The sequence below is a fragment of the Curtobacterium sp. B8 genome, assembly GCF_000333315.1.
In the GTDB taxonomy this organism is placed as follows: Bacteria; Actinomycetota; Actinomycetes; order Actinomycetales; family Microbacteriaceae; genus Curtobacterium; species Curtobacterium luteum.
This window is the reverse complement of the sequence record NZ_BACW01000469.1, coordinates 1-5,472: the sequence shown is the minus strand read 5'-3', so window position 1 is coordinate 5,472 and position 5,472 is coordinate 1. Positions and strand designations below refer to the sequence as shown.

The 5,472-nt window shown below is 69.8% G+C and carries 7 protein-coding genes and 1 pseudogene; all 8 read right to left on the bottom strand.

The genetic code is table 11. The features are described from left to right. On the bottom strand, window positions 1-655 hold a 655-nt coding region (locus I59_RS12030), incomplete at its 3' end, for a hypothetical protein (protein ID WP_031273706.1). A 61-nt stretch (window positions 656-716) separates the two neighbouring features. Beyond that, window positions 717-1,265, bottom strand: a complete 549-nt coding sequence (locus I59_RS12025; protein ID WP_022904073.1) for a DivIVA domain-containing protein — start codon at window positions 1,263-1,265, stop codon at window positions 717-719. Between the two features lie 139 nt (window positions 1,266-1,404). Next, entirely contained in the window at window positions 1,405-1,635 is a 231-nt protein-coding gene (locus tag I59_RS23505; RefSeq protein ID WP_261976569.1) for a phosphatidate cytidylyltransferase, read from the bottom strand. Further along, window positions 1,632-2,432 (bottom strand): phosphatidate cytidylyltransferase, encoded by an 801-nt coding sequence (locus tag I59_RS19935; protein ID WP_261976568.1) that lies wholly within the window; start codon window positions 2,430-2,432, stop codon window positions 1,632-1,634. Before I59_RS19935 ends, I59_RS23505 begins: the two co-directional genes overlap by 4 nt. Beyond that, window positions 2,432-2,986, bottom strand: a complete 555-nt coding sequence (frr, locus tag I59_RS12015) for a ribosome recycling factor (protein WP_022904072.1) — start codon at window positions 2,984-2,986, stop codon at window positions 2,432-2,434. Before frr ends, I59_RS19935 begins: the two co-directional genes overlap by 1 nt. Before the next feature lie 46 nt (window positions 2,987-3,032). Beyond that, window positions 3,033-3,751, bottom strand: a pseudogene (gene pyrH / locus I59_RS19930) (UMP kinase). 111 nt (window positions 3,752-3,862) lie between these two features. Further along, complete coding sequence (gene tsf / locus I59_RS12005; protein WP_022904071.1) at window positions 3,863-4,690, bottom strand: translation elongation factor Ts; 828 nt, start codon at window positions 4,688-4,690, stop codon at window positions 3,863-3,865. Window positions 4,691-4,770: 80 nt separating this feature from the next. After that, window positions 4,771-5,472: 30S ribosomal protein S2 (gene rpsB, locus I59_RS12000; RefSeq protein WP_022904070.1), on the bottom strand; the 702-nt coding region annotated here is incomplete at its 5' end.

The window sequence follows — 5,472 nt, the reverse complement described above, 5'->3', positions numbered from 1 at the left end:
GGGTCGACGCAGCCGCGTCGTGGTGGTGTCGTCCGTGCCGTGGCGTCTGCGGTCGCGTCGACGTCCGGGGCCTGGTCACTTTCGGCTTCGGCACGGTGACGTCGTAGCCGTCGCGCCCGGCGTCGAAGGCTGCGTAGGTGCCGTGCGGCGTGAACTGCTGGGGCGCGGCTGCCGGAGCCTTGGCGAGCACGGCGGACTGCACGGCCGCCTGCGCGACGTCGGGCTGCATCGGGTTGAAGAGGGACCCGCCCACGAACCCGAAGACCGCGAAGAAGGACAGCGCCGGGATCGTCGCACGCTTGCGCATGAACGAGTTCACGCCGCGCATCGGCGCGTCCTGCGCGGGGGCCGTGACGGCCCGCGCGCGACGCTGCTTGACGATGCGGGGGTCGGCCGGCGTCCGCGGGACGGCGTGCGCGACCGAGGCGTCGGACACCCGGTTCGCCGCGACCGACTTCGGCGCGATCGCCACCGGACCGGTGACCTCGGGGACCGTCTGCGGAGCGGCCGTCGCGAGCGACGTGTCCGCGGTGAGGACCGAGGAGCCCACCGTGCGGGTTCGGTTCAGTGCCGCGCGGCGCTCACCCGAGACCGTGCGGTCGAGGTGCTCGCGAGGATCGCGGTCGGAGCTGGAGTCTGCCGTGTGCCTGCCCATGAGTCCGACCAGGATAACGGAAGCATCACGGAAAGCGAAGCACCGGTCACCCCGCGCGTCGTCAGCGCACGGCGAGCATGACCTCGACGACCGCGTCGAGGAGTGCGTCCACCTGTGCTTCGCGGTAGCCGCCGTGCTTCGGACGGAACACGACGGACCGGACCTCGGTCAGGCTGAGCGGCTTGCCGTCGCGGAAGTAGCCCGCGAGCCGCTCGGCGAAGGCGTCGACGTCCTTCGTGTGGTACCCGGTGCCGAGGAAGCTCGTCCGGGAGAACCGCTGGCCGTCCGGGCGCTCGAGGCGGGCGACGACGTCGGAGGCCTTGGTGCGTGCTTCGGCGTACCAGGCCTTCTGGCCGCTCGAGGCGATCTCGCGCTCACGCTCACGTGCGGCGAAGGCGTCCTCGAGGCGTTCGAGCGCGGCGTCGACGTGCGCGGTGGAGTAGCCGCCCTTGCGCATCGAGAACGCGGTCGCCCGGATCTTCGCGGCCTCGAGACCCGGCTCGGTGTCGTTCGCCGTGTAGGCACGACGTGCATCCTCGAGGAAGCGCTCGACCTCGTCGACGTCGTACCCGAGGGTCTTGCGTGCTGCGTTCGGGAAGGTGGTGGCCACGGCGACATTCTGCCAGGACCGTTCCCTGGTGCGACCTGGACGCGCGGACGGGGGCGCTCAGGCTCGCGCTCGACCGACGGCTGGCGGTCTGCGCTCGCGGCGCAGGACCGCGCTCGCGGTGCAGGACCGCGCTCGCGCCTCAGTGGTTGACGATGAGGTACAGCACGTAGGCGACCGCGGCCGACGGCAGGATGCTGTCGATCCGGTCGAGCAGCCCACCGTGCCCGGGGAGGAACGACGAGATGTCCTTGATCCCGAGGTCGCGCTTGATCATCGACTCGGTGAGGTCCCCCAGCGTCGCGGAGCCCGAGATCAGGACACCCAGGACCACCCCGGTCCACCAGGGCAGTCCGAGGAGCAGCCAGCTCACGATGATCCCGACGACGATGCTCGCGGCGACCGACCCCGCGAAGCCCTCCCCACGTCTTCTTCGGGCTGAATGCGCGGCGCCATCGGGTGCTTGCCGAGGTTGAGCCGGGTCGCGTAGGCCCCGGTGTCGACCGCGACGACCACGAGGATGAACGCGATCACCCAGAACTGCCCGTCCCGTTGTGCGGAGAGCAGGACGACGCAGGCGCCGAGCAGCGAGATGTACGCCTGCACGAACAACCCGTTCGTCAGGTCACGGACGACGTTCCCCGCAGGCGGCTTCGTCCGGCCCGTCGCGACCTCGACGAGCCGCCAGGCGCTGATCAGCACGATGCCGCCGAGGAGCGTGAAGAGCGCCGCCGCTTGACCGAACAGGAACGCCGCCGGGACGACCGCGATCGCCACGGCGACGCTCGGGATCCGCGGCACGTCGCGCCCGGCGAAGCGCATGGCGCTCGCGAGCTCGTACACGCCGACGCCGAGCAGGAACGCCGCGACCACCATGAACGCGGGCTTCCAGATGAGGAGCGCCCCGAGCATGACGACCGCGAACGCGAGCGCGATGCCGATCGCCGCGGGCAGGTTGCGCCCGGTCCGCGCCGTCAGTGCTTCGTTCCGCGCGTCGAAGTCCGCCCGGCGCTGCCGGATCGACGCCTCGAAGTCGGACCTCGCCGCCCGAGCCCGGGCGTCGAAGTCCGACCGCGCGGCCCGCGCCCGGGCATCGAGGTCGTGTCGGAGTCCGCGCTTGGCGGGTTCCTCGGTCGTGGGGCGCTCAGCGCCCTGGTCGTGACGACGCATCAGACCTCGAGGAGTTCGGCTTCCTTCTTCTTCAGCGCGTCGTCGATCTGGTCGACGTGCTTCTTCGTCACGACGTCGAGCTCCTTGTCGGCGCGGGCGATCTCGTCGTCCGAGATCTCGCCCTTCAGCGCGTCGAGGTCGTCCTTGGCCTTGCGACGGATGTTGCGCACGACGACCTTGTGGTCTTCACCCTTGCCGCGGACGAGCTTCACGAACTCCTTGCGGCGGTCCTGGGTGAGCTCCGGGATCGTCACGCGGACGACCTCGCCGTCGTTCGACGGGCTGGCGCCGAGGTTCGGGAACGTCGCGATCGCGCGCTCGATCTCCTTGAGCGCGGACTTGTCGTACGGCGTCACCACGAGGGTGCGCGCCTCCGGCGTCTGCATACCGGCGAGCTGCGCGAGCGGCGTCGGGGTGCCGTAGTAGTCGACCGGGATCTTCTGGAAGAGCGCGGCGTTGATCCGCCCGGTGCGGACGGTCGAGAAGTCGTCCTTGGCGACCTCCACGGCCTTCGCCATCTTCTCGGTGGCTTCGGTCAGGACATCACTGATCACGGTGGTTCTCCTTCGGTACTGCGTCGAGTCTAGTCAGCGGTCGAGGTCAGTTGCTGACCACCGTGCCGATGCGCTCGCCCCGGATGGCCGCCGCGACGTTGCCCTCGCCCTCCATGCCGAAGACGTGCATCGGCATGCCGTTGTCCATGCAGAGCGAGAACGCGGTGGCGTCGACGACCTTGAGGCCCTTGAGGAGTGCGTCCTGGTAGGTCACGTGGTGCAGCTTCTCGGCCGAGGCGTCCTTCTTCGGGTCGGCGGTGTACACGCCGTCGACGCCGTTCTTCGCGACGAGGACCTCGTGCGCGTCGATCTCCAGCGCCCGCTGCGCCGCGACCGTGTCGGTCGAGAAGTACGGCAGGCCCGCACCCGCGCCGAAGATGACGATCCGGCCCTTCTCGAGGTGCCGCTCGGCGCGCCGCGGGATGTACGGCTCCGCGACCTGGGTCATGCTGATCGCCGACTGCACGCGGGTCGCGGCTCCCGCCTGCTCGAGGAAGTCCTGCAGGGCGAGCGCGTTCATGACGGTGCCGAGCATGCCCATGTAGTCGGCACGCCCGCGGTCCATCCCGCGCTGCGAGAGCTCGGCCCCGCGGAAAAAGTCCCGCCGCCGAACACGATCGCGACCTCGACGTCCTGTGCGGCGGCCGCGATTTCCTTCGCGATCGTGCTGATGACGTCCGGGTTCACCCCGAGCGACCCGGCGCCGAACGCCTCCCCCGACAGCTTCAGCAGGACGCGGCGCCGTCCGGTCTTCTCGTTCGTCATGTGGTCGCACCCTTCGTCGAATGTCTCGTGGGAATCTACTCGCGCACCCCACGGCGCGCGAAAAACGGGGCCCGGAACCAGGTGTTGGTTCCGAGCCCCGTCACGGGTTCGTTACGCGCCGACCTTGACGCGGGCGAAGCCCTGGATCGTGATGCCGGCGTTCTCGGCGGCCTTCGCGACGGAGATCTTGTTGTCCTTCGCGTAGTCCTGCTCGAGGAGCGCGACCTGCTTGCGGTACGCGTTCAGACGACCCTCGACGATCTTCGGGAGGGCGGCCTCCGGCTTGCCCTCCTCGCGCGTGATCGCCTCGACGGTCGCGCGCTCCTTCTCGATGTCCTCGGCCGGGATCTCGTCACGGGTGAGGAACGTCGGGTTCGCGAACGCGATGTGCTGCGCGATCGAGCGGGCCTCGGCCGCGTTGTCACCCTCGTAGGCGACGACGACGGCGATCTGCGGCGGGAGGTCCTGCGACGTCTTGTGCAGGTAGATCTCGAAGGCCGAGCCCTCGACACGGCGGACCGTGCGGATCTCGATCTTCTCGCCGAGCTGCGCGGCGGCCTCGTTCACGACGTCGAGGACGGTCTTGCCGTCGACCTCGGCGGCGTTCGCCGACGCGACGTCGGTCGCGTCCGCGGCGGCGACGGCCGCGAGGACCTTGTCGCCGAGCGCGACGAAGCGCTCGTTCTTCGCGACGAAGTCGGTCTCGCTGGCGAGCTCGACGACGGTCGCGGCGCCGTTCGCGGCCGAGGCCACGACGATGCCCTCGGAGGTGGCGCGGTCGTCGCGCTTGGCGACGGCCTTGGCACCCTTGATGCGGAGGAGCTCGACGGCCTTGTCGTAGTCGCCGTCGGCCTCGACGAGCGCGTTCTTGGCGTCCATCATGCCGGCGCCGAGGTCGTCACGGAGCTTCTTCACGTCAGCAGCGGTGAAGTTTGCCATTGACTGGAGTCCTTTCTGGACTTGCGTGTGTGGGACGTGGAGAGGGGCGTTGGACCGGTCCGGTCCGACGCCCCCGGATGTCACTCGGCGGAGGTGGCGTCCGCGTTCTTGGAGGCCTCGGCGACGGGCTCGCCGATCTCCTTCTCGGCGACCTGCGCGTCGGCGTCGTTCTCCTCGACCGGCGTCTCGGCGGTCGGGGCCTCGGCGGCGGGCGCCTCGGCAGCGGCCGGCGCGGCCTGCTCGCCACCGAGGAGCTCCTGCTCCCACTCGGCGAGCGGCTCGGCCTCGTCCTCGTCGCCGCCGTTGTGGCGGGTCTTGAGGCCCTCGGCCGCGGCGTCGGCGACGATGCGGGTCAGGAGACCGACGGAGCGGATCGCGTCGTCGTTGCCCGGGATCGGGTACGTGATCTCGTCGGGGTCGCAGTTGGTGTCGAGGATGCCGATGATCGGGATCCCGAGCTTCTGCGCCTCGTCGACCGCGAGGTGCTCCTTCTTGGTGTCGACGATCCAGAGCGCGCTCGGGGTCCGCGTGAGGTTGCGGATGCCGCCGAGGGTCTTGTGGAGCTTGTCCAGCTCGCGCTTCTTGATGAGGAGCTCCTTCTTGGTGAAGCCCTTCGTCGTGTCGTCGAAGTCGATCTCCTCGAGCTCCTTCATGCGCGCGAGGCGCTTGGAGACCGTCTGGGAGTTCGTGAGCAGACCGCCGAGCCAACGCTGGTTGACGTACGGTTGGCCGACCCGGGTCGCCTGCTCGGCGATGGAGCCCTGCGCCTGCTTCTTGGTGCC